Origin of the sequence: Streptomyces sp. NPDC001502, assembly GCF_042894785.1 — a bacterium.
GTDB lineage: Bacteria > Actinomycetota > Actinomycetes > Streptomycetales > Streptomycetaceae > Streptomyces > Streptomyces kutzneri.
Genome location: NZ_JBIAVW010000011.1, coordinates 48,763 through 68,494, shown reverse-complemented (window position 1 = coordinate 68,494; position 19,732 = coordinate 48,763). Strand labels below are relative to the sequence as shown.

At 71.8% G+C, this 19,732-nt stretch carries 18 protein-coding genes and 3 tRNA genes; 10 read left to right on the top strand and 11 right to left on the bottom strand.

Going from position 1 to position 19,732, the window contains the following annotated elements; all coding sequences use genetic code 11:
- Nucleotides 1-288: 288 nt before the first annotated feature.
- The 3 genes from ACFY0D_RS20890 to ACFY0D_RS20880 all read left to right on the top strand — a co-directional run bounded on the left by ACFY0D_RS20890 (nt 289) and on the right by ACFY0D_RS20880 (nt 4,840).
- A complete protein-coding gene (locus ACFY0D_RS20890) occupies nt 289-2,097 on the top strand; it encodes a hypothetical protein (RefSeq protein WP_390799624.1) in 1,809 nt (602 codons plus the stop codon).
- 239 nt (nt 2,098-2,336) lie between these two features.
- On the top strand, nt 2,337-3,824 hold the full coding sequence (locus ACFY0D_RS20885) for a N,N-dimethylformamidase beta subunit family domain-containing protein (RefSeq protein ID WP_301369289.1): 1,488 nt from the start codon (nt 2,337-2,339) through the stop codon (nt 3,822-3,824).
- Nucleotides 3,825-3,934: 110 nt separating this feature from the next.
- A complete protein-coding gene (locus tag ACFY0D_RS20880) occupies nt 3,935-4,840 on the top strand; it encodes a phosphoribosylaminoimidazolesuccinocarboxamide synthase (protein ID WP_390799623.1) in 906 nt (301 codons plus the stop codon).
- 72 nt (nt 4,841-4,912) lie between these two features.
- Here ACFY0D_RS20880 and ACFY0D_RS20875 read toward each other — a convergent pair.
- From ACFY0D_RS20875 to ACFY0D_RS20840, 8 genes are all read right to left on the bottom strand, one after another.
- Nucleotides 4,913-4,985, bottom strand: a tRNA-Gly gene (locus ACFY0D_RS20875).
- Nucleotides 4,986-5,009: 24 nt separating this feature from the next.
- On the bottom strand, nt 5,010-5,621 hold the full coding sequence (locus tag ACFY0D_RS20870; protein WP_390799622.1) for a response regulator: 612 nt from the start codon (nt 5,619-5,621) through the stop codon (nt 5,010-5,012).
- A complete protein-coding gene (locus ACFY0D_RS20865) occupies nt 5,618-6,856 on the bottom strand; it encodes a sensor histidine kinase (RefSeq protein WP_390799762.1) in 1,239 nt (412 codons plus the stop codon). Before ACFY0D_RS20865 ends, ACFY0D_RS20870 begins: the two co-directional genes overlap by 4 nt.
- Before the next feature lie 31 nt (nt 6,857-6,887).
- Nucleotides 6,888-7,649, bottom strand: a complete 762-nt coding sequence (locus tag ACFY0D_RS20860; protein WP_390799621.1) for an ABC transporter permease — start codon at nt 7,647-7,649, stop codon at nt 6,888-6,890.
- The gene (locus ACFY0D_RS20855; RefSeq protein ID WP_390799620.1) at nt 7,646-8,593 is read right to left on the bottom strand and encodes an ABC transporter ATP-binding protein; all 948 of its coding nucleotides are present in this window, start codon (nt 8,591-8,593) and stop codon (nt 7,646-7,648) included. The genes ACFY0D_RS20860 and ACFY0D_RS20855 overlap by 4 nt, the downstream gene beginning before the upstream one ends.
- A gap of 153 nt (nt 8,594-8,746) precedes the next feature.
- A tRNA-Gly gene (locus ACFY0D_RS20850) sits at nt 8,747-8,819 on the bottom strand.
- A 74-nt stretch (nt 8,820-8,893) separates the two neighbouring features.
- Nucleotides 8,894-8,965, bottom strand: a tRNA-Gly gene (locus tag ACFY0D_RS20845).
- An 88-nt stretch (nt 8,966-9,053) separates the two neighbouring features.
- Complete coding sequence (locus ACFY0D_RS20840) at nt 9,054-9,371, bottom strand: Lsr2 family protein (protein ID WP_390799619.1); 318 nt, start codon at nt 9,369-9,371, stop codon at nt 9,054-9,056.
- A gap of 327 nt (nt 9,372-9,698) precedes the next feature.
- Between ACFY0D_RS20840 and purS the strand changes: the two genes are divergently transcribed.
- The 5 genes from purS (at nt 9,699) to ACFY0D_RS20815 (ending at nt 14,613) form a co-directional block, all read left to right on the top strand.
- Entirely contained in the window at nt 9,699-9,944 is a 246-nt protein-coding gene (gene purS, locus ACFY0D_RS20835) for a phosphoribosylformylglycinamidine synthase subunit PurS (protein ID WP_030009438.1), read from the top strand.
- 2 nt (nt 9,945-9,946) lie between these two features.
- Nucleotides 9,947-10,627 (top strand): phosphoribosylformylglycinamidine synthase subunit PurQ, encoded by a 681-nt coding sequence (gene purQ, locus ACFY0D_RS20830; protein ID WP_030768819.1) that lies wholly within the window; start codon nt 9,947-9,949, stop codon nt 10,625-10,627.
- Complete coding sequence (gene purL, locus ACFY0D_RS20825) at nt 10,624-12,873, top strand: phosphoribosylformylglycinamidine synthase subunit PurL (protein WP_301369308.1); 2,250 nt, start codon at nt 10,624-10,626, stop codon at nt 12,871-12,873. Before purQ ends, purL begins: the two co-directional genes overlap by 4 nt.
- A gap of 91 nt (nt 12,874-12,964) precedes the next feature.
- Entirely contained in the window at nt 12,965-13,756 is a 792-nt protein-coding gene (locus ACFY0D_RS20820; RefSeq protein WP_390799618.1) for a sterol carrier family protein, read from the top strand.
- Nucleotides 13,757-13,806: 50 nt separating this feature from the next.
- A complete protein-coding gene (locus ACFY0D_RS20815) occupies nt 13,807-14,613 on the top strand; it encodes an META domain-containing protein (RefSeq protein WP_390799617.1) in 807 nt (268 codons plus the stop codon).
- 1 nt (nt 14,614) lies between these two features.
- Here ACFY0D_RS20815 and ACFY0D_RS20810 read toward each other — a convergent pair whose 3' ends face one another.
- The 3 genes from ACFY0D_RS20810 to ACFY0D_RS20800 form a co-directional block, all read right to left on the bottom strand.
- On the bottom strand, nt 14,615-15,208 hold the full coding sequence (locus ACFY0D_RS20810; protein WP_390799616.1) for an HIT family protein: 594 nt from the start codon (nt 15,206-15,208) through the stop codon (nt 14,615-14,617).
- A 19-nt stretch (nt 15,209-15,227) separates the two neighbouring features.
- The gene (locus ACFY0D_RS20805) at nt 15,228-16,664 is read right to left on the bottom strand and encodes a sulfatase (RefSeq protein ID WP_390799615.1); all 1,437 of its coding nucleotides are present in this window, start codon (nt 16,662-16,664) and stop codon (nt 15,228-15,230) included.
- Nucleotides 16,665-16,781: 117 nt separating this feature from the next.
- The gene (locus tag ACFY0D_RS20800) at nt 16,782-16,877 is read right to left on the bottom strand and encodes a putative leader peptide (RefSeq protein WP_324617183.1); all 96 of its coding nucleotides are present in this window, start codon (nt 16,875-16,877) and stop codon (nt 16,782-16,784) included.
- Nucleotides 16,878-17,026: 149 nt separating this feature from the next.
- Between ACFY0D_RS20800 and purF the strand changes: the two genes are divergently transcribed.
- Nucleotides 17,027-18,544, top strand: a complete 1,518-nt coding sequence (gene purF / locus ACFY0D_RS20795; protein WP_390799614.1) for an amidophosphoribosyltransferase — start codon at nt 17,027-17,029, stop codon at nt 18,542-18,544.
- 91 nt (nt 18,545-18,635) lie between these two features.
- Nucleotides 18,636-19,706, top strand: coding sequence for a phosphoribosylformylglycinamidine cyclo-ligase (gene purM / locus ACFY0D_RS20790; protein WP_390799613.1), 1,071 nt, complete (start codon nt 18,636-18,638; stop codon nt 19,704-19,706).
- Nucleotides 19,707-19,732 lie beyond the last annotated feature (26 nt).

Below are 19,732 nucleotides of genomic sequence, written 5' to 3'. Positions count from 1 at the left end.
CCAGCGGCTCCGCAGACCCGCGGGCCCGGTGCGCACCTCGTGCGCCCGGGCCCGCGGGCGTGTCCGCGTGCGACTGCATCCGGCCGCGTTCGAACGCATCCACCTTTGCCCAAAGCCATTCCATCGGGTGATCGTCCCCCGGTCTGCCTGACGGCCGCGCGTGCCCCAACTAGGGTGCGATGCCAAGCATTCCGGCACTTGGCCCACCGGCATTGCGATGTCAGTGGCGGGTGTCACAGTGGGGGAGTGAGCAACGTCGCCGCAGGGCAGAGGGGGTGAGGTCCGGCCGTGTCCGGAACCGGTTCGATCATGGAAGCGGGCGCGCCGTCCGCGCGTTCCCGCGCTCTGGCCGTGCTGCGCGTGCGCAGCAGGGCCTCGGCCGTCGGGCTGCTGCCCGCCGCCCTCGCGGTGGTCCTGGTGGCCGCCCGGGCGACGGGCCGGCTGGCCGGTGACCCCTGGCCCACGGTGACCCTCGTCGTGTGCGTGGTCGCCGCGATCGTGCTGCTCGTCGGCGCTGCCTTCGCCGCGGTGGTGCTCCGGGCGAGCCCCGCCGTGACGCCGACGGTGCCGCTCTCGGAGGCCGCCGCGCCCGATCTCTACCGGCTGGTGCGGGACCTGGCCGACCGGATGGACGTGCCGCCGCCCTCCGCGATAGCCCTGACGCCGGACTGCGACAGCTGGCTGGAGGACCGCAGCCACGCGGCCCACCGCCGCGGCGCCGCCCGCGTCTTCGGCGGCGCGTCCGGACCCGTCGGGCCGGAGTCCGAGCCGGGCGCCGCCCCGGTGCTGGTGATCGGCTCGCCCTTCCTGTGGTGGATGCGGGTCGCGGAGCTACGGGCGGTCCTCGCGCCCGTCGTCGCCGGTACGGGCCCTTCCGCGCACCCGGACATAGCCGACGCGCGCGGTTTTGTACGCGGCCTGGACGCGGCCGTGGACGTGGGCGGCCGGCGCGGCCTCGGCTGGATCGCCCCACCGGCCCGGCTGCTGCTGCGGCTGTGCCGGACGGACGCCGCCGAGATGGAGCGCGGGGTGGCCGCGGCCGCCTCGGAGCGTGCACAGGGTGTGGATTACGGGCTGCGCATCGTCGCCCAGGAGCAGGTCGGCCTCGCCTACGCGGGCTGGGACCGGCTGCTGACCCGGGTCGCGCTGCCCGCCTGGCGGATGGGCCGCTGGCCGGCGCACCTCGACGCCGGGGTGGTCTCCGCACTGACCGAGCTGTCCCGGCGGGACCGGCTGGCCGACGGGTTCACCTCGCGGCTGGGCGAGCGCCCCGCCTGCGACCTGCTGGAGCAGCCCGGGCTGATCGACGAGGCGACCTCGCTGCTGGCCGCGCGGCTCTTCCACGGAGGTCCGGCCGAGGCCGGTCCGGACTGGTCCCCGGTGGACTGGGCGGCGTACCCGGAGGAGGTCGTGGACCGCAAGTGGCGGACGGAGGCGACCCGCCTGCACGCGGCACTGGACGCCCTGGCCGTCCCGGCGGGGCTGCCCGCCGGCCCTGCGGGATCCCCCGCACCGGCTGTTCCGGCCTCTCCTGCCGCCCCGGGCGGATCCGCCGGGGCCGCGGCCCGCCCCGGCTCTTCGGGCGCCTCGGGAGCGGCCGGGTCGGCGGGTCCCGCCACGCTCGCGGCCGCCGACTCCCCCTCCCCCACCGGGGACGCCTTCGCCGGGCCCACCCTGGAGCGGGTGCTGGGCTATCTCACCGACCTCGGTGGCGAGGGCGCGGCCGGCGAGGCGCTGGCCGGCCGGATCACCGGGGAGCTGGCCCGCGAGGAGCGCGCCGCGGGTCCTGCCGCCGGGGCCGGGAAGGCCCGTGGCGCGGACGCCGTCCCGCTGTTCCCGCTCCAGCCGCCGCGCAGCGGCCGGGACCTGCTGGCCGACCACGTCACGGCGATGGTGTGCTGCGCGGCCGTGGACTCGGCCGGGGCCACCCCCGGGCTGGACTGGCTCGACGGGCCGGTCCTGCTGGTGGGCGGCGACCGCCGCTCCGACCTGGCGCCGCGCGTGCTGTGCCTGGTCGAGGAGGGGAACCCGGAGCCGCTGCGGGACTGGCTCTCGGCCCTCGGAGTCCGCCCGGAGAAGCCGGTCCGCCTGGTCTGAGGCGGGTCGAGGGCGGCCCCCGGGAGGACTACGGCTCGTACGGGAAACCGGATGTCAATGTTCCGGTCCCGTCAATTCGCGACGAACAGTGACGGACTGCGTGCGTTATGTGATGTGCTGGGACCGGTCGCGGCTGGATGTTCCGGAGCGGGTGCCGAGAAGCACCGTCTCAGCTCAGCCAGGAACCGCGCGCCGAAGCGATGTACGCCCGTTCGGGGGAGCGAGGGAGGGGAGCGGTCATGGGTGCGGACCAGATCCGGCGTTGGGAGTCAGGTGCGCTCGCGCACGCGGTGAACGACCCCTTCGGACAGGGCCCCCTGCCCTGGTTCCGGGGCAGTGAGCTGTACTTCGACGACACCGGCCAGGTCGTGCCCTGGTACGTGGACCCGGCCGCCGCGGCGGCCGGCACCGGCCAGATCCCCCGCGCCCGCGGCAACGGCGGTCCCCGCACCGCCGACGACGTGCACCGCCAGATCAAGGGCTTCGCGTCCACCGGGGCCGTCACCCCCGGCGAGGCCATCGACTTCCACATCACCGTCGACCCGCCCCAGCAGTTCTCCGTCGACGTCTACCGGATCGGCCACTACGGCGGCGACGGCGCCTCCAAGATCACCACCAGCCCCCGGCTCTCCGGCATCGTCCAGCCGGCCCCGCTCGCCGCCGACCGCACCGTCTCCTGCCACCACTGGTGGCTGTCCTGGCGTCTCCAGGTCCCCTCCTACTGGAGCGTCGGCGCGTACGTCGCCGTGCTCACCACCGCCGACGGCTACCGCTCCCACATCCCCTTCACGGTCCGCGACGACCACCCCGCCGATCTCCTGCTCCTGCTCCCGGACATCACCTGGCAGGCCTACAACCTCTATCCGGAGGACGGCCGCAGCGGCGCCAGCCTCTACCACGCCTGGGACGAGGAGGGCCGGCTGCTCGGCGAGCAGGACGCCGCCGTCACCGTGTCCTTCGACCGCCCCTACGCGGGCGCCGGCCTGCCCCTGCACGTCGGCCACGCCTACGACTTCATCCGCTGGGCCGAGCGCTACGGCTACGACATCGCCTACGCCGACACCCGCGACCTGCACGCCGGCCGCGTGGACCCCACCCGCTACCGCGGCCTGGTCTTCCCCGGCCACGACGAGTACTGGTCGGCCCCCATGCGCCGCACCGTCGAGCGCGCCCGTCGGCACGGCACCTCGCTCGTCTTCCTCTCCGCCAACACCATGTACTGGCAGGTCGAGCTCGGTCCGTCGCCCTCCGGAGTCGACGACCGGCTCCTCACCTGCCGAAAACGGCGCGGCCCGGGCCGCCCCAGCCTGTGGCGCGAGGTCGACCGCCCGGAGCAGCAGCTGCTCGGAATCCAGTACGCGGGCCGGGTCCCCGAACCCGCGCCCCTGATCGTGCGCAACGCCACCCACTGGCTCTGGGACTCCACCGGCGCGGGCGAGAACGACGAGCTGCCCGGCCTGGTCGCGGGTGAGGCCGACCGCTACTTCCCGCGCACCCAGCTCCCCGAGCACCAGGACCGGATCCTGCTGGCGCACTCCCCGTACCTCGACAGCGAGGGCCACCGCCGCCACCAGGAGACCTCCCTCTACCGGGCGCCCAGCGGCGCGCTGGTCTTCGCCTCGGGCACCTTCGCCTGGTCCCCGGCCCTCGACCGCCCCGGCCACGTCGACGAGCGCGTGCAGCGGGCCACGGCCAATCTCCTCGACCGGATCTGCAAGCACGACTGACCCCCGCGAACGACCCGCGACCGGCCCGCGGCGCGGACCCCTGTCCACGGGAGGGGTCACAGGTGCGCGAGAATCGGGGTGCGCTTCATACAGAACCACAGGGAGACCCCGTGTCCGGATTCGTCGAAAAGCCCGAGCCGGTTCAGGTTCCGGGCCTCGTCCACCTCCACACCGGCAAGGTGCGCGACCTCTACCGTGACGAGGACGGCCGCCTCGTCATGGTCGCCAGCGACCGCATGTCCGCCTTCGACTGGGTGCTGCCCACCGAGATCCCGGACAAGGGCCGCGTCCTGACGCAGCTCTCCCTGTGGTGGTTCGACCAGCTCGCGGACCTCGTCCCGAACCACGTCATCTCCACCGACCTGCCCGCCGGCGCCCCCGCCGACTGGGCCGGCCGCACCCTGATCTGCAAGAACCTCGACATGGTCCCGGTCGAGTGCGTGGCCCGCGGCTACCTCACCGGCTCCGGCCTCGTCGAGTACGACCAGACCCGCACGGTCTGCGGCCTGGCCCTCCCCGAGGGACTCGTGGACGGCTCCGAGCTGCCCGCCCCGATCTTCACCCCGGCCGCCAAGGCCGCCGTCGGCGAGCACGACGAGAACGTCCCCTACGAGGAGGTCGCGCGCACCGCCGGCGCCGAGACGGCGGCGCTGCTGCGCCAGACCACCCTCGCCGTGTACAGCCGCGCCCGGGAGATCGCGCGCGAGCGCGGGATCATCCTGGCGGACACCAAGTTCGAGTTCGGTTTCGACCCGAAGGACGGCACCCTGGTCGCCGCGGACGAGGTGCTGACCCCGGACTCCTCCCGCTTCTGGCCGGCCGACGCGTGGGAGCCGGGCCGCTCGCAGCCCTCCTTCGACAAGCAGTACGTCCGCGACTGGCTGGCCTCCCCCGAGTCCGGCTGGGACCGCAAGGGCGAGCTCCCGCCGCCGGCCCTGCCCGCGGAGGTCGTCGCCCGGACCCGCGCCAAGTACATCGAGGCCTTCGAGCGTCTCACCGGCCAGTCCTGGTCGTAGAGACGCAGGGACGCAGGGACGCAGAGACGAGAGAAGCCCCCGGTCCGAGGACCGGGGGCTTCTTCGTTACAGAGCGGACAACGCGACTCGAACGCGCGACATCCACCTTGGCAAGGTGGTGCTCTACCAACTGAGCTATGTCCGCAGGTGCGCCGTAACGCGAGAACCACTATACCCAACCTCGCTCGCGTGCGAGACGCACTGCCGTGTGCCGGTTCTCCGCGCCCAGTTTCGTCGCCGCCGAGGACAGGTAGTTCCGTACCGTCCCCTGCGACAGCGAGGCCCGCTCCGCGATCTCCGCGATCGGTGCCCCGTCCGCCGCGAGTTCGAGTACTTCCGCCTCCCGCGCGGTCAGCGGCGAGTCCCCCGCGCTGATCGCGTCGGCCGCCAATTCCGGGTCCACGTAACGGCCCCCGGCGTGCACGGTGCGGATCAGCTCGGCCAGCCGCTGCGCCGAAACGGTCTTCGGGGCGAAGGCACGCACCCCCGCCGCCAGCGCCCTCTTCAGGTGCCCGGGACGGCCGTGACTGGTCACGATCATGGTCTTGCAGTCGGGCAGTTCGGCCCGCAGGGATGTGGCGACACTCACACCGTCCGCCCCCGGCATCTGCAGGTCCAGCACCGCCACGTCCGGCCGGTGGGCCCGCGCCATCGCCAGCGCCTCGGGGCCCGAGGCCGCCTCCGCGACGACGAGCAGGTCGTCCTCCAGCGCGAGCAGCGCCGCCAACGCGCCCCGGATCAGATGCTCGTCATCGGCGAGCAGTACGCGTACGGGGCTCACGCCCGCACCTCCAGTCCTTGCAGTCGTCGGTCCGGGATCTGTGCCAGCAGCCGGAAGCGGCCGTCGCCGACCAGCCCCGCCTGCAACGTCCCGTCCAGGGCCGCGAGTCGTTCTCGCAGCCCGGCCAGCCCCGAGCCCGGCGGCCCGGCCGGGGCCTCGGGCGCCCCGTCGTTCTCCACCACCAGCGTCACGGAGCCCGTCTCCGCGGCGGTCAGCCGGATCAGGCAGCGGTGGGCGTCCCCGTGCCGCAGGATGTTCGTCGTCGCCTCCCGCACCACCCAGCCGAGGGCCGACTGGACCTCGGCCGGCAGCTCCCTGCCCCGCACGGCCCGGAAGTCCACGCGGCAGTCCATTCCGGCCGCGCTGAGCACGCCGCGCGCGCCTTCCAGTTCCACCGAGAGGTCCGCCTCCCGGTAGCCCCGCACCACGTCCCGTACCTCCCGCTGGGACTCCTGGGCGATCCGCTGCACCTCGATCATCTGCTCCACCGCCTCCGGCCGTTCGCGCCGGGCCAGCTGTATCGCCAGCTCGCTCTTGAGCGCGATCACCGCCAGGTTGCGGCCCATCACATCGTGCAGGTCACGGCCGAACCGCAGGCGTTCCTCCGCCACCGCGAGGCGTGACTCCATCTCGCGCGAGCGGTCCAGCTCGTAGACCGTCCTCAGCAGCCATGCCGAGAAACCGCAGGTGGCGCCGAAGAACAGGCTGCCCAGCAGGACGCCCACGCAGTACCCCAGGGCCGTGGCGGCCGGCGTGCCCAGGGCGAGCGAGGCCAGCCCCGTCGCGACCGCCGCCGCCAAGGGGACGTACCGCATCCGCTTCACCGACCGCAGGCACAGCACCAGCGATCCGGAGGCGAACCACGTCAGTCCCGACACCAGCGTCGGCGCCACGGTCGGCTCGGAGATGTGTCCGGTCGCCCGGAGCGTGAAGACCGCCAGGGTGCACACGGCCGTCGCGACGGCGGTCGCCACCGCCAGCCGGGTGGGGCGTTCGCGCCGGTCCACCACCCAGTGCAGCGCCTTGGAGGTGAGCACCCCGCACAGCACCGCATGGCCGCACACCATGAGCAGGAGCGCGAGCGGCACCAGGACCGAGGACGTCCCGGCGGCGGTGGCGACCACGGGCATCAGCCCGAAGGACACGACCTCCAGGAGGACGAAGAGATGGAACGACCCCCGGGTGTAGAGCTCGACCTTTCCCGCACTGCTGCGGTTCTTCCACCACCCGGTCATTTTCGACACGTTTCCCGTCCCCCGACTCGCTCTACCGGCGCGGTTCCCAGCGGAACCACCGCTGAACAGCAAACACGGAGTTCACCGTCCAGGCCAGCGTGACCAGGGAGGCCCCCACCAGGTCCGCGTCCCCCGCGCCGCTCCAACCGGCCCGTACGAGGGTCATCACCCCGCTCAGCGGCAGCAGTTCGCACAGCGACGCCACCACGTCCGGCAGCGCGTCGGCCGGGAGGAACAGCCCCGAGCCGAGCACGGTCGCCAGGAACAGCGGCAGCGTGGTGAGGCCCGCCGTCTCCACGGTGCGGGTGACGGAGCTGGTCAGCGCGGAGAGCCCGGCCAGCACCACGATGCCGGCGAGGACGGCCACCACCAGCAGCAAGGGGTTCTGCGGCATGGGCACATCCAGGGCGATCGCGCCGCCCACGCAGAGGACGGCGATCTGGCCGAGTGCCAGCACGGCGGCGGGCAGGGCGGTCCCGGCGAGGATCTCCACGTCGGTCGCCTCGCCTGTACGGAGCCGCTTGAGGACGAGCTCCTCGCGCCGGGCGACGTAGGCGGACACCAGGTTCATGTGGACGACGAGGATCAGCACCATGCCGATCCCGCCCGTCAGGGTGGCCACGCCGACCGCCTCGGCGCCTTCGGCCCCGCTCAGCGAGGAGCGCAGGATGAACACCATCAGCAGGGGCATCAGGACGGCCAGGCCGAGCGCCGCCCGGTTGCGCACCAGCAGGGTGAGCTCCGAGCGGCCGAGCGCGGTGAGCCGGCCGGGGTTCAGGGTGAGCATGTTCATCGGGTCCCCGCCTTCGCGTTGTCCTCGGTGCGGCCGCCGGCGGTGCGCCGGTTCTCCGCGATCTCCAGGAAGGCCTCCTCCAGGGAGGCGGACCGGGCGTCGAGCCCGGCCAGTTCCACGCCGCACTCCCGGGCCCAGTCCAGCAGTTCGGCCAGGTCGGCCTGGAGGCGTTCGGTACGGATCTCCACGCGCTGCCCGTGGGCCGCCGCGCGCAGCGCCAGCGGGAGCCGGGCCGCGGGCACCCCGGCCGGCAGGGTGAAGCGGATCCGGGCCGGGCGGGTGGCGGTCACCTCGGCCGGGCTGCCGGAGAGGACGAGTTCGCCCTCGTGGAGGATGGCGAGCCGGTCCGCGAGCTCCTCGGCCTCCTCCAGGTAGTGCGTGGTCAGCAGCACCGTGGTGCCCTGTGCCCGCAGCTCCCGGACCAGCGCCCAGGTGTCCCGGCGGCCCTCCGGGTCCATTCCGGTGGTCGGTTCGTCCAGGAAGAGCACCTCGGGCCGGCCGAGCAGGGCCAGCGCCAGGTCCAGGCGCCGCCGTTCACCGCCGGACAGCTGTTTGACGCGTACGGAGGACCGCGCGGCCAGGCCGACCAGTTCCAGCACCTCCGCCGCCGGGCGGGCGCCGGTGGTGACCCCGCCCCACATCCGGACGGTCTCGGTCACCGTCAGGTCGGAGGGGAAGCCGCCCTCCTGGAGCATGACCCCGGTGCGCGGGCGGACCTCGGCCCGCCGTGCGTACGGGTCGAGCCCGAGGACGCGCACCCGGCCCTCGCTCGGCGCGGCCAGCCCCTCCAGCAGTTCGACGGTGGAGGTCTTGCCCGCGCCGTTGGTGCCGAGCAGGGCGAAGATCTCGCCCCGGGCCACGGAGAAGGAGACGCCCCGTACGGCCTCGAACCCTCCTGCGTAGCCGCGGCGCAGGCCCTCGGCTTCGATCACGGTCTCAGTCATGTTCCAAGGCTCGCGGCGCCGGCGCCGGGTCGGCAGTGCGCCCTGTCACCGCCGCCGATGACATTTGTCAGCAGACCCGGCGCCCCGGGTGCCGAAGTCGGGGGAAACACGAAGAAGGCCCCGATCGCAATGATCGGGGCCTTCTGCATACAGAGCGGACGACGCGACTCGAACGCGCGACATCCACCTTGGCAAGGTGGTGCTCTACCAACTGAGCTACGTCCGCATGCACTGCATTGCCGTGAGGCGATGCGTGCATCACTCTACCCGATCCACAGCAGTGGTCCGGAAGTGATGCAGAGCGGGTGACAGGGATCGCACACTGCGCCTTCCCTCTGGAAGAGGGATGTTCTGCTACTGAACTACACCCGCACGACCTCGGAGGCTTTGACCTGCGGTCTGGCCCCTTGGCGTGATCCACACACTAGCCGACGGATGGGGGTGCATGGCAAATCGACGCTCAGTGGGCTGCGTTGTAGGCCTCGTAGATCTTCTTCGGGATGCGCCCGCGCGGCGGCACGTCGAACTGGTTCGACCGGGCCCAGGCGCGGACGACCGCCGGGTCCGGGGCGACGGCGGTGTGCTTGAAGGCCTTCCCCGAGCGTGACTGGCGGCGGCCGGCGGCCACGAAGGGGGCGAGGCCCTTCCGCAGTTTCTTTGCGTTCGCCACATTGAGGTCGATCTCGTAGGACTTTCCGTCCAGAGCGAACACGACCGTTTCCGCCGCTTCTCCGCCACTGATGTCGTCGGAGATCGTGACTACTACGCGCTGCGCCACGGATATCGGTCCCTTCGTGCGACGTCGCCACCTGCTGACGTGGGGCGATGTCGCCTGTGTGGATGTTTCGGGGCAATGCAACTTTCATCCGGAATCCGGAGTGATTCCTTTGTACCTCGATTCCCATTGCATTGCGAAGCCCAGTTAATTCTCTCCGCGTGTCCCGCCGCAATGCCGGGCGCGTGGTTTTCCGGCGGATTTTGCGAAGCGTTGGTGAAGCCGAAACGGCCCGGTGATCACGCCCCCGGGATATCTACCCGCGTAGAAATTTCAGCCGGGTACGCTGATGGAACCGCCTTCGCACCAACCACCACACGGGAGTGCCCGATGGCACGCGTCGTAGTCGACGTCATGCTCAAGCCGGAGATCCTCGACCCCCAGGGCCAGGCGGTGCAGCGTGCACTGCCGCGCCTGGGCTTCGAAGGGATCGCCGACGTCCGCCAGGGGAAGCGCTTCGAGCTTGAGGTGGAGGGACCGGTCGACCAGGCCGCCCTCGACCGCATCCACAAGATGGCCGAAACGTTCCTCGCCAACACCGTCATCGAAGACTTCACCGTGAAGGTCGAGGCCTGACGGTGACCACTCGCATCGGAGTCGTCACGTTCCCCGGAACGCTCGACGACCGTGACTCGCTGCGCGCCGTCCGCCTCGCGGGGGCCGAGCCGGTCTCGCTGTGGCACCGCGACAAGGACCTGCACCAGGTCGACGCGGTCGTCCTCGCGGGCGGCTTCTCCTACGGGGACTACCTGCGCGCCGGGGCCATCTCCCGCTTCTCGCCGGTGATGGAGACCATCATCGAGCAGGCCAAGGGCGGCATGCCCGTCCTGGGCATCTGCAACGGCTTCCAGGTCCTCACCGAGGCCCACCTGCTGCCGGGGGCGATGCTCCGGAACAACCACCTGCACTTCATCTGCCGCGACCAGAAGCTGCGGGTGGAGAACGCGGAGACCGCGTGGACCGGCGACTACACCGCCGGCCAGGAGATCTCCGTACCGCTCAAGAACATGGACGGCCGCTACACCGCCGACGAGCGCACGCTCGACGAACTGGAGGCCGAAGGCCGAGTGGCCTTCCGCTACCTGGACGGCAACCCGAACGGTTCGCTGCGCGACATCGCCGGCATCACCAACGCCGCGGGCAACGTCGTCGGCCTCATGCCGCACCCCGAGCACGCGGTCGAGCCGCTGATCGGGACGGGCCGCACCGACGGCCTCCCGTTCTTCACCTCGGTCCTGAAGAAGCTGGTCAGCGCATGAGCCTCGACACCGTCAAGAACGCCACCGAAACCCCGGACGCCTCCCAGCCCTGGAAGGAACTCGGCCTCAAGGAGGACGAGTACGCCCGGATCCGGGAGATCCTCGGCCGCCGCCCCACGGGCGCCGAGCTCGCCATGTACTCGGTCATGTGGTCCGAGCACTGCTCGTACAAGAGCAGCAAGGTCCACCTGAAGCAGTTCGGTGAGAAGGCCCCCCAGAACGACGCCATGCTCGTCGGCATCGGCGAGAACGCCGGCGTCGTCGACGTCGGCCAGGGCTACGCGGTCACCTTCAAGGTCGAGTCGCACAACCACCCGAGCTACATCGAGCCCTACCAGGGCGCGGCCACCGGCATCGGCGGCATCGTCCGCGACATCCTCGCGATGGGCGCCCGCCCGGTCGCGGTCGTGGACCCGCTGCGCTTCGGCGCGGCCGACCACCCCGACACCCGGCGCGTCCTGCCCGGCGTCGTCGCGGGCATCGGCGGCTACGGCAACTGCCTGGGCCTGCCCAACATCGGCGGCGAGGTCGTCTTCGACGCCTGCTACCAGGGCAACCCGCTGGTCAACGCCGGCTGCATCGGCGTGATGAAGCACGAGGACATCCACCTCGCCCAGGCCTCCGGCCCCGGCAACAAGGTCATCCTCTACGGCGCCCGCACCGGCGGCGACGGCATCGGCGGCGTCTCGGTCCTCGCGTCCGAGACCTTCGACGACACCAAGCCCACCAAGCGCCCCGCCGTCCAGGTCGGCGACCCCTTCCAGGAGAAGCTCCTCATCGAGTGCACCCTGGAGATCTTCAAGGAGAAGCTGGTCGCGGGCATCCAGGACCTCGGCGGCGCCGGGCTCTCCTGCGCGACCTCCGAGCTCGCCTCCGCCGGTTCCGGCGGCATGCGGGTCGAGCTGGACACCGTGCCGCTGCGCGACGCGACGCTCTCGCCCGAGGAAATCCTCATGAGCGAGTCGCAGGAGCGCATGTGCGCGATCGTCGAGCCGCAGCACGTCGACCGCTTCATGGAGATCTGCGAGAAGTGGGACGTCATCGCCACCGTCATCGGTGAGGTGACCGAGGGCGAGCGCCTGGAGATCTTCTGGCACGGCGAGCAGATCGTGGACGTGCCCCCGGGCACCGTCGCCCACGAGGGCCCCGTCTACAACCGCCCCTACGCGCGCCCCTCCTGGCAGGACGCGCTCCAGGCGGACGACGCCGGCAAGCTGCCGCGCCCGCAGACCTCCGAGGAGCTGCGCGCGCAGGTCCTCGCGCTGGTCTCCTCCCCGAACCAGGCGTCGAAGTCGTGGGTCACCGACCAGTACGACCGCTTCGTCCAGGGCAACACCGTGCTCTCGCAGCCCGAGGACGCGGGCATGGTCCGCATCGACGAGGAGTCCAACCTCGGCGTGGCCATGGCCACCGACGGCAACGGCCGCTTCGCCAAGCTCGACCCGTACACGGGCGCGCAGCTGGCGCTGGCGGAGTCGTACCGCAACGTCGCGGCGACCGGCGCCAAGCCGCTCGCCATCTCCGACTGCCTGAACTTCGGTTCCCCCGAGGACCCGGACGTCATGTGGCAGTTCGCCGAGGCCTGCCGCGGCCTGGCGGACGGCTGCCTGGAGCTGGGCACCCCGGTGACCGGCGGCAACGTCTCGCTCTACAACCAGACGGGCGACATCGCGATCCACCCGACCCCGGTCGTGGCGGTCCTCGGTGTGATCGACGACGTCAACCGCCGTACGCCGATGGCCTTCAAGGAGGCCGGCCAGCTGCTGTACCTGCTGGGCGACACGGCCGAGGAGTTCGGCGGTTCGGCCTGGTCGCAGGTGGTCCACGACCACCTCGGCGGCATGCCGCCGAAGGTGGACCTGGGACGCGAGAAGCTGCTCGGCGAGATCCTGATCTCCGCCTCGCGCGACGGCATGATCGACGCCGCGCACGACCTGTCCGACGGCGGCGTGATCCAGGCGCTCACCGAGTCCTGCCTGCGCGGCGGCAACGGTGCCCGGATCGTGGTGCCCGAGGGCCTGGACGCCTTCACCTTCCTGTTCTCCGAGTCCGCGGGCCGCGCCATCGTGGCCGTCCCGCGCAGCGAGGAGCTCCGTTTCACCGACATGTGCGGTGCGCGCGGCCTGCCGGTCACCCGCATCGGTGTGGTGGACGGCGAGGAGATCGAGATCCAGGGCGAGTTCACCCTCCCCCTGGCCGAGCTCCGCGAGGCCCACGAGACGACGATCCCGGCCCTGCTGGCCTGATCGCACAGCCTCGGCCACGAGCCCCCGCCCGCATCCCGCGGTCGGGGGCTCGCGGCGTCGGTGGAACCGACGGCCCGAGTAGGGTCGGGGCATGCCGCCCCGAGGGAAGAAGCCGCGTACCTACGACCCCGCGAAGATCCGTACGGCCGTCACCGCGCAGTTCGCGCATGTGTGCCGGGCCGTCGGGGAGTTGGGGCCCGAGCAGCTGGCGCGGCCCAGTGGGCTCGGCGACTGGAGCGTTGCCGAACTCGCCGGGCACATCGCCTGGATCGCGGACTCGCTGGCCGCCGGCCTGGGCCGGCCGCCCGCCGCCGTCGTCGAGCTGTCGGCGGTCGAGTGGCCCTTCGCCACCGCCTCCCTCGCCGGGGTGATCTCCGAAGCGGCCCGGGAGACCCTGACCGGGGCCCCGCTGCCCGAGCTGTACGACCGGGCGGCCGCCCGGATGGCGCAGGCGCTCGCGGAGAATCCGGGCGAGCGCGTGCTGGACCTGTGGATCGGGGACATGACCCTGGCCGACTTCCTGGTCACCCGGACCGTGGAACTGGTGGTCCACACCGACGACCTGAACCGGGCCGCCGGACTGGACATCCCGATCGACCGGCAGGCCCTGGCCGCCTGCACCCGGCTGCTCGCCGACGCCCTCGCCCTGAAGGCACCGGGCGGCTCGGTCGAGGTCCGCGTCCCGCCCTTCGCGGTGGTCCAGTGCATCGAGGGCCCGCGGCACACCCGCGGCACCCCGCCGAACGTGGTGGAGACCGACCCGCTGACCTGGATCCGGCTCGCGACCGGCCGTACGGGATGGGCCGCGGCCCTCGACGGGGCGCACGTACGGGCCAGTGGCGAGCGGGCCGATCTGTCGGCGCTGCTCCCGCTGATGAGCTGAGGGGAACAGCCATGGTGGAACCTTCGCGACGCCCGGTCCGTCCCAGAGACATGCGTACCTTCCGGCACGTCCCCGCCTCCGCGGGCCTGGCCCTGGCCCTCGCGCTCGCCCTCGCCGGCTGCGGCCGGACCGAGGACGGCCGCAGCGCCCGGCTGCCCGACCCCATGGGTTCCTGGGCCGTCGAGTCCCTGACCACGGGCGGCCGCACCCTGCACGCACCCGAGACCGCCCACCTCGACATCGGCCGGAACGAGGTCAAGGGCAACTACGGCTGCAACGGATTCACCGCGGTGGCGGCCTTCGCCGGTACCTCCGCGGTGACCGTCACGCCCGGCGCCTCGACCACCATGGCCTGCGCGGACATGGAGTTCGAGACGGCCTTCGCCAAGCTGTTCCAGGGCAAGCTGGCGATCGACCGGGGACCCGACCGGCTCACCCTGAAGACCGCCGACGGGAGCACCATCGCCATGACCTCGGCGCCCGCGGTCACGGACGCCCCGCTCACCACGACCGAGTGGACCGTGGAGTCCCTGGTCAGCGGTGGGACCGCGGCCTCCCTGCCCGCCGAGGCGGCCGGGAAGGCACGGTTCACCATCGCCCCGGACCTCACCGTGAGCGGCAGCCTCGGCTGCAACCGGTTCAGCGCCCAGGCCACCGTGGAGGGCTCCACGGTCACCTTCGGGCCGCTGACCTCGACCCGGATGGCCTGCGAGGGACGGGTCGGCGAGCTTGAGCGGACGCTGACCCAGCTGTTCGGCAGCGGCCCGCTCACCGCGAAGGCCGAGGGCCGGACCCTCACCCTCACCGCGCCCGACGGCAAGGGCCTGACCGCGAAGGCGGCCTCCGCCGCCGAGTGACTCACACGTGCGCCGTGCCGCCGTCCTTCGCCATGGCGGCGGCGATGGTGCGCGCCGATCCGGCCCACACCTCGTCGGGGATCCGCGGCAGCACGTCGTCCCACAGCGGCAGGTTGGAGCCGCGCAGCTGGAGCATGCCCTCCGGCCGGGCGAACTGGAACAGGTGCAGGTGGGCGGCCCCGTCCCCGTACTTGGCGACGTGCACCCGGGCGATCCCGCCCAGCTCGCGCACCGCCCGCTCGGTCCGCTGCAGCAGCGGACCCAGCTCCGCCGCCCGCTCGGGCGGCAGGTCCGTCAGGTCGCGGTGGACGCGCGGGACGAGCTGCACGATCGCGGGCAGGGCGGAGTGGATCCCCCGCAGCCGCCAGTGCTCGTCGGTCCACAGGAAGGCGGAGTCGGGCAGGACGCAGACCTCGCAGCCCTCCGGCCCGTCCTCCCCGTTGCGCGGCGGCTCGGGGAGCACCGGCGGCTCCAGGGGCCTGACGCCGAGCTCGCCGTCGAAGGGGAAGGTCTCCCACAGGGCGACGCCGTCGGAGTCGAAGGGTATGGGCTCTCCGACGGGCAACCGGCTTACGTACTCACTGGGTTCGGTCATGCGGTGATCATGGCATCGGTCAGGCCGGGTACGGGAGGAGCTGGGCGTCCACCTTCTCCCAGGCCGCCCGCAGCTGCGCCAGCCGGGCCGGCTCCACGGCGGCCTTGTCGGCCTGCTCGCGGACGTCCCCGGCCAGGTTGAACAGCTGGTCCTTGCCCGCCTTGCCGCGGTAGTACTTCCAGTCCCCGCGGCGCAGCGCCCGCTCACCCCGGACCCGCCAGAACAGGTCCCGCTCGGCCGCCTTCTCGCCGCGCAGCAGGTACCCGGCCAGGCTCACCCCGTCCAGCGGGTAGGCCGGGTGGGGGCGGGCCCCCGCGACCTCCAGCAGCGTCGCCGTCCAGTCCGGGCTGAACACCGGGACGTGGCTGACCTGCCCGCCGTCCAGCCGGGCGGGCCAGCGCGCGATGTTCGGCACGCGGATCCCGCCCTCCTGGAGGGAGGCCTTGTTGCCGGACAGCGGCCAGTTGTACGAGAAGCGCTCGCCGCCGTTGTCGCTGGAGAAGACGACGAGGGTGTCCTCCTCCTGGCCGGAGCGCTTCAGCGCCTTCAACACCTCGCCGATCGAGCGGTCGAGGTCCTCGACCATCTCCTTGTACTTCTCGACCGAGCCGCCGTCCTGGTGCCACAGGGCGCGCCCGTCGCCGGCCTTGATCCGGCGGACGATCTCGGCGCTCTGCCCGGTGTCCCCGTCGGCGATCCACGGCCAGTGCGGGGTGGTGAAGTTGAGGTTCAGCAGCCACGGCTTGCCGTGGTGGTCGCGCGAGACGTACTCGCTCGCCCGCTCGGTGATGATCCGGGTGTAGTAGCGCAGGTCCTTGTACTCGGCGTCGCCCTCGTAGAGGTCGTACTCACCGCTCAGGCCCAGCTTGGAGTAGTACTCCAGCGCGCCGCCGAAGTTGCCGAAGAACTCGTCCCAGCCGGACCTGGTCGGGCTGTAGTCGGGCAGGTAGCCCGCGTGCCACTTGCCGATCAGCGCGGTGGAGTAGCCGGCCGACTTCAGCAGCGAGGCCAGCGTCGGGTGGGTCGGGTCCAGGCCGGCCGACTTGTCGGCGATCGGCTCGGCCAGCCCGCCCTTGGTGCGGGCCGGGTAGCGCCCGGTGTACAGGCTGAACCGGGTCGGCGAGCAGGTCGCGGAGCCCGAGTAGGCGTCGGTGAACCGGACGCCCTGGCGGGCGAGGCGGTCCAGGTTCGGGGTCTTGATGTGCGGGGAGCCGTACGAGGACAGGTCGGCCCAGCCCAGGTCGTCGCCGAGGATGAACAGGATGTTCGGCCGGCGGGACGGCCGGGGCCGCCCGGCCCGGAACTCCCGCTCCTGCGGCGCGTTCTGCCCGTCCCCGGCGGCCGGGGCGGCGGCGGCCGGGGCGGCGGCGCCCAGCCCCACCGCCGCGGCGGCCGCGCTCACGCCGACCGCGCCGCCGAAGGCGCGCCGGGACAGGTTGGGTTCGTACGAGGTCACAGGTACTCCAAGGCATGGCCCGACGGCCCGCCCCGGGCGGCGCGGGACGGCGCGCGGCACGGCAGGGCAGGCTCGGGCAGGGGTCAGGAAAGGAAAAGAACGGAAAGCGGCGTGTGACTACGCAGAACAGCGACAGATGGCGCTCGCGACACGGACAAGGTCCACGTGCCGGCGCTCGACGAGGGTGACGGTTCGGTCACCGAGAGGCTGCATGGGGCGAGAGCCTGTACGAATGCCCATGCGCCTGTCAACAGGGGCATTCCGGATGCCGAGACGGAATGGATCGGTCACCCTCTGTGCTGTGACATTTCCCGGCCGTCCCCAATTCGGACCAGTGGTCGATCTCGCCTACACTCGGAAGCGTGCCTCGTGGTGATGGACGACTCAACCACGACCTGCTCCCCGGCGAAAAGGGCCCCCAGGACGCTTGCGGCGTCTTCGGTGTCTGGGCTCCGGGTGAAGAGGTCGCCAAGCTCACCTACTTCGGACTGTATGCCCTGCAGCACCGTGGACAAGAGTCCGCGGGAATCGCTGTGAGCAACGGTTCCCAGATCCTCGTCTTCAAGGACATGGGACTCGTTTCCCAGGTCTTCGACGAAACCTCTCTCGGCTCGCTCCAAGGTCATATCGCGGTCGGTCACGCCCGCTATTCGACCACCGGGGCCTCCGTCTGGGAGAACGCCCAGCCGACCTTCCGTGCGACCGCCCACGGCTCCATTGCCCTGGGTCACAACGGCAACCTGGTGAACACCGCCGAGCTTGCCGAGATGGTCGCCGACCTCCCCCGTCAGGACGGCCGTGCCACCCAGGTGGCCGCCACCAATGACACCGACCTGGTCACCGCCCTGCTCGCCGGTCAGACCGACGACGAGGGCAAGCCCCTGACCATCGAGGAGTCGGCCGCCAAGGTCCTGCCTCAGGTCAAGGGCGCCTTCTCCCTCGTCTTCATGGACGAGGGGACCCTCTACACCGCCCGTGACCCGCAGGGCATCCGCCCGCTGGTCCTCGGCCGCCTGGAGCGCGGCTGGGTGGTCGCGAGCGAGACCGCCGCCCTCGACATCTGCGGCGCCAGCTTCGTCCGCGAGGTCGAGCCGGGCGAACTCATCGCGATCGACGAGAACGGTCTGCGCACCTCTCGATTCGCGGAAGCGAAGCCCAAGGGCTGTGTCTTCGAGTACGTCTACCTGGCGCGCCCGGACACCGACATCGCCGGCCGGAACGTCTACCTCTCGCGTGTCGAGATGGGCCGGCGCCTGGCCAAGGAAGCCCCGGCCGACGCCGATCTGGTGATAGCGACGCCGGAGTCCGGCACGCCCGCCGCCGTCGGATACGCCGAAGCCAGCGGGATCCCGTACGGATCCGGCCTGGTCAAGAACGCCTACGTGGGCCGGACCTTCATCCAGCCCTCGCAGACGATCCGCCAGCTCGGCATCCGGCTCAAGCTCAACCCCCTCAAGGAAGTCATCCGGGGCAAGCGCCTGGTGGTCGTCGACGACTCGATCGTCCGCGGCAACACCCAGCGCGCCCTCGTCAAGATGCTCCGCGAGGCCGGCGCGGCGGAGGTCCACATCCGGATCTCCTCGCCGCCGGTGAAGTGGCCGTGCTTCTTCGGCATCGACTTCGCCACCCGGGCCGAGCTGATCGCCAACGGCATGACGGTCGACGAGATCGCCACTTCCCTGGGCGCGGACTCGCTCTCGTACATCTCGCTCGACGCGATGGTCGAGGCGACCACGATCCAGAAGCCCAACCTCTGCCGTGCCTGCTTCGACGGCGAGTACCCGATGGATCTGCCCGACCCGCAGCTCCTGGGCAAGCAGCTGCTGGAGTCCGAGCTCGCGGGCGGCACGGACGCCGCCGACGCGCTCCGCCGCCCGTAGCCCTGGCTCAACCTGCGCCGGGCCCTGTCTTTGAGGCTTCTCCCAGGGCCCGGCACCACACGCAGTAACGACACGAAAGCTCTCTCCTGTCATGACAGAGAAGACCACCGGTGCCAGCTACGCAGCCGCAGGCGTGGACATCGAAGCGGGCGACCGCGCCGTCGAGCTGATGAAGGAGTGGGTGAAGAAGACGCAGCGCCCCGAGGTCCTCGGCGGCCTCGGCGGCTTCGCCGGCCTCTTCGACGCCTCCGCCCTCAAGCGCTACGAGCGCCCGCTGCTCGCCTCGGCCACCGACGGCGTCGGCACCAAGGTGGACATCGCCCGCCAGCTCGGCGTGTACGACACCATCGGCCACGACCTGGTGGCGATGGTCATGGACGACATCGTCGTCTGCGGCGCCGAGCCGCTCTTCATGACCGACTACATCTGCGTCGGCAAGGTGCACCCCGAGCGTGTCGCGGCGATCGTCAAGGGCATCGCCGAGGGCTGTGTCCTCGCCGGCTGCGCCCTGGTGGGCGGCGAGACCGCCGAGCACCCCGGCCTGCTGGGCCCGGACGACTTCGACGTGGCCGGTGCCGGAACGGGCGTCGTCGAGTACGACCGCCTGCTCGGCGCGGATCGCATCCGTACGGGTGACGCCGTCATCGCGATGGCTTCGTCCGGCCTTCACTCGAACGGGTACTCGCTGGTCCGCCACGTCCTCTTCGAGCGCGCCAAGATGTCGCTGGACCAGCACGTGGAGGAGCTCGGCCGGACCCTCGGCGAGGAGCTCCTGGAGCCTACCAAGATCTACTCGCTGGACTGCATGGCCCTCACCCGTACGGCCGAGGTGCACGCCTACTCGCACATCACCGGCGGCGGCCTCGCGGCGAACCTGGCCCGGGTGATCCCGGACCACCTGCACGCCACGGTCGACCGTTCGACCTGGGCCCCCGGCGCCATCTTCGACCTGGTCGGCAGGGCCGGTCAGGTGGAGCAGCTGGAGCTGGAGAAGACCCTGAACATGGGCGTCGGCATGATGGCCGTCGTTCCGCAGGAGTCGGTGGACGTGGCGCTGACCGCACTGGCCGACCGGGGTGTCGACGCGTGGGTCGCGGGAGAGATCCTGGACCGCGGCGACCACACCGAGGGCGCGACCATGACCGGTTCCTACGCGAGCTGAGCAGCACTGAAACCCGGCCCGGGGCG